This is a genomic window from uncultured Ralstonia sp., assembly GCA_913056305.1.
GTDB lineage: Bacteria > Pseudomonadota > Gammaproteobacteria > Burkholderiales > Burkholderiaceae > Ralstonia.
Map to the genome: position 1 here is coordinate 1 of CAJXMR010000349.1, position 3,210 is coordinate 3,210.

Here is a 3,210-nt window from a genome sequence, read left to right on the forward strand (position 1 = left end):
CACGCTGATACGTGAGCGTACCGACATAGTTCTGCTTGAGCGCCGCGCGATGGATCTTGGCCAGCCAGGAGGCGGCATCCTTGCGCGGCATGAGCTCGGGCTGCGGCTGAGCCGCCGCGGCCAACGCCGAAACACACAGAAGAAGAAAGAAAGACCGACGGACGGCCTGGAGCTTGCGGGCGCCTGCCCCTGCAACGGGTTGCCACACCTTCGACATGGATTCCCGCATTATTCCTGATTGGAGTCCTGGGAGTTCACCCCATTGGCGACCGCGCGCAGATACGGCACCACCACACCGTTGGTGGCCGACTGGCGATGCGCGCTGAGGTATTCATCGAGACGGGCGTCGCGGATCATGGGCGTGTTGTCCGCCACCGCCACCGTCACAGCCTGGGCACCAGCATTTTGTGTCGCCTTGGCGACCAGTGCGGGCGCGGCGCCACCGGCATCGACTGGACCGCGCAGCTGCGGCACGACCACCCAGCTAACGGCCGCCACCGCGGCTGCCACGGCGGTCGTAGGCATGACCCGGCGGACCCACGACGGGCGTACCAGGAAGCGATGCCTCTCTTCCGCCTGGGCGCGCTGCGCCACCGCCGGCACCAGCAGGTGCGGTTCGGCATCGAGCTTGGCCGCAAAGCGACCCAGAAAATCTTCGGACGAACGCGTGTTCAGCAGGTCTTCGGATCGGAGCACGTCCCCGATCAGCTGATACTCGCGCCAGTGCGCCGCACCCTCGCCATCCTTGGCGAGTTCCACGGCCGCGGCCACTTCGTGCGCCGCCACTTCACCGTCCATCAAAGCGGAGATGCGCTGCGCGAATCCCGCTTCTGTCGTCTGCAATTGAGCCTGACCCATTTCCCGACCCCAAAAACTCCAACGTCCAATCCAACGATCCGAGAGAAGACTTCCCGAGGTTTAACCGTTCGTAACCGCAACTGCGGCCACCGGCTTGTTATATCGGCTGGCTACCACCGTTTGCCCTCGGCCGTTCCCAGCAGGGGGCGCAATTTCTCGGCAATCGCCTCGCGTGCCCGGAAGATCCGTGAACGGACCGTCCCGATCGGGCATTCCATCGCTTCCGCGATTTCCTCATAGCTCAGACCCTCGATTTCCCGGAGCGTGATTGCAGTGCGCAACTCCTCGGGCAATGCCTCCATCGCGCGGTTGACCGTTTCGGCCACCTGCTTGGTGTGCAGCATCGAGTCCGGCGTATTGATATCCCTTAGTTGTTCACCGTCGGCAAAAGTTTCAGCCTCTTCGGTGTCGATATCGCTGGACGATTCGGGGCGCCGGCCCTGCGTCGCCAGGTAATTCTTGGCCGTATTGACGGCGATACGGTACAGCCACGTGTAAAACGCGGATTCGCCCCGGAACTGGGGCAGCGCCCGGTACGCCTTGATGAAGGCATCCTGCGCCACATCCTCCACCTCCGCGGCATCGCGGATCAGGCGCGAGATCAGACGGATGATCTTCCGGTGGTACTTGACCACGAGAAGTTCAAACGCCCGCTTGTCGCCTTGCTGGACGCGTTCGACGAGGATCTGGTCGGCTTCGCGCTCGCTCACGGATTCTTCACCTGCAGTGTATCGCCTTAAATTTTGTGACTGACAAACGTTGTATTTTACCTACGACACCCCGTTCACCCGGGCACGCAGCGGTGGCGGCCCCAGGCGTAACACCCGCCGCATCCGTCGGAGCGGCTCGGCGGCGAACCATGGCGGCGCCAGAACGAACACGCGCGGGCACCACCACCGCTGCGCCACGCCCAGCACGAGCACACGCTCGCCGATCGGCCACCACCATAGCAGCGGGACATTTCGGACGGCTTGGCGCATGGCCAGGTTGACGTGCCAGGCCCCGGGGCCCGGTTCGCCATCTCGTTTGAGACGCGCGCGCCACATCAGTTCCATTGCTCGCGGAGAACGTGCAAGCACCAACGGGAACGCAGCCCCCACGGCCAGCAAGCAGATCGCGATCCAGGCTGACAGCGGCAGCGCCACGCCCCACGCCCACGACACCCAGGACAAGGCGAACATGAGCGCGGCGAGCACGAAACCGCGCGCCGCCAAGCATGCCCGCCGATACCCCTGGGGGAATTCGATACGCTCGATCGCGAAAGGCGATGCTTGCGCGAGCGGCGACGGCGCGGCACCAGGCCGCGCCTCGCAATGCATCACGGACGCTTGAACACCAGCGTGCCGTTGGTCCCGCCGAAGCCGAAGTTGTTCTTCACGGCCACGTCGATCTTCATGTCACGCGCTGTGTTGGCGCAGTAATCGAGATCGCACTCCGGGTCCTGGTTGAAGATGTTGATGGTCGGCGGCGACACTTGGTGGTGCAGCGCCAGCACCGTAAACACCGACTCCAGACCGCCCGCGCCGCCCAGCAGGTGGCCGGTCATGGACTTGGTGGAGTTCACGACGAGCTGGCCAGCATGATCGCCGAAGGCCGCCTTGATGGCATCGGACTCGTTCTTGTCGCCCAGCGGCGTGGAGGTGCCATGCGCGTTCAGGTACTGCACCTGGTCCGTATTGACGCCAGCATCGCGCAGCGCGGCCACCATGCAACGGCGCGGGCCGTCCATGTTGGGCGCGGTCATGTGATACGCGTCGCCGCTCATGCCGAAGCCGACGACTTCCGCGTAGATCTTGGCACCGCGCGCCTTGGCCGACTCGTACTCTTCGAGCACCATCACCCCGGCGCCCTCGCCCAGCACGAAGCCGTCGCGGTCCTTATCCCACGGGCGCGAGGCGGTGGCCGGATCGTCGTTGCGGGTCGACAGCGCGCGGGCAGCGGCAAAACCACCGATGCCCAGCGGCGAGACCGTCGACTCGGCACCGCCGGCCACCATCACGTCGGCGTCGCCCGCCTGAATCAGGCGCGCCGCCAGACCGATGCTGTGCAAGCCAGTCGTGCAGGCCGTCACCGTCGCCAGGTTGGGCCCCTTCAGGCCATGCATGATGCTCAGGTGACCCGAGATCATGTTGATGATCGAACCCGGCACGAAGAACGGCGAGATCCGGCGCGGACCGCGTTCCATGTAGGTGGCGTGGGTGTCCTCGATCATCGGCAGGCCGCCGATGCCCGAGCCGACCATCACGCCGATGCGCTCGGCGTTGGCCTCGGTCACTTCCAGCCCGCTGTCCTTCAGTGCTTGCACGCCGGCGGCGATGCCGTAATGGATGAACGTATCCATCTGGCGGGCGT

At 65.0% G+C, this 3,210-nt stretch carries 4 protein-coding genes and 1 pseudogene; all 5 read right to left on the reverse strand.

Annotated elements, in window-relative coordinates:
* Nucleotides 1-217: pseudogene (locus QZ609_RS25805) on the reverse strand (sugar dehydratase); the annotation flags it as partial.
* 11 nt (nucleotides 218-228) lie between these two features.
* Nucleotides 229-858, reverse strand: coding sequence for an RseA family anti-sigma factor (locus QZ609_RS25810; protein WP_295501147.1), 630 nt, complete (start codon nucleotides 856-858; stop codon nucleotides 229-231).
* A 110-nt stretch (nucleotides 859-968) separates the two neighbouring features.
* Nucleotides 969-1,568 carry an RNA polymerase sigma factor RpoE gene (gene rpoE, locus QZ609_RS25815; protein WP_295501150.1) on the reverse strand — a complete coding sequence of 200 codons (600 nt, stop codon included), beginning with the start codon at nucleotides 1,566-1,568 and terminating at the stop codon, nucleotides 969-971.
* A 60-nt stretch (nucleotides 1,569-1,628) separates the two neighbouring features.
* On the reverse strand, nucleotides 1,629-2,177 hold the full coding sequence (locus QZ609_RS25820; RefSeq protein ID WP_295501157.1) for a hypothetical protein: 549 nt from the start codon (nucleotides 2,175-2,177) through the stop codon (nucleotides 1,629-1,631).
* A partial coding sequence (fabF, locus tag QZ609_RS25825; protein WP_295501153.1) for a beta-ketoacyl-ACP synthase II occupies nucleotides 2,177-3,210 on the reverse strand: 1,034 nt, incomplete at its 5' end. The genes QZ609_RS25820 and fabF, both read right to left, overlap by 1 nt.

What these genes read in the sequence shown, in the direction of transcription:
- QZ609_RS25810 (WP_295501147.1), bottom strand. Translation starts at nt 858, where the DNA reads ATGGGTCAGGCTCAATTGCAGACGACAGAAGCGGGATTCGCGCAGCGC.
- QZ609_RS25820 (WP_295501157.1), bottom strand. Translation starts at nt 2,177, where the DNA reads ATGCATTGCGAGGCGCGGCCTGGTGCCGCGCCGTCGCCGCTCGCGCAA.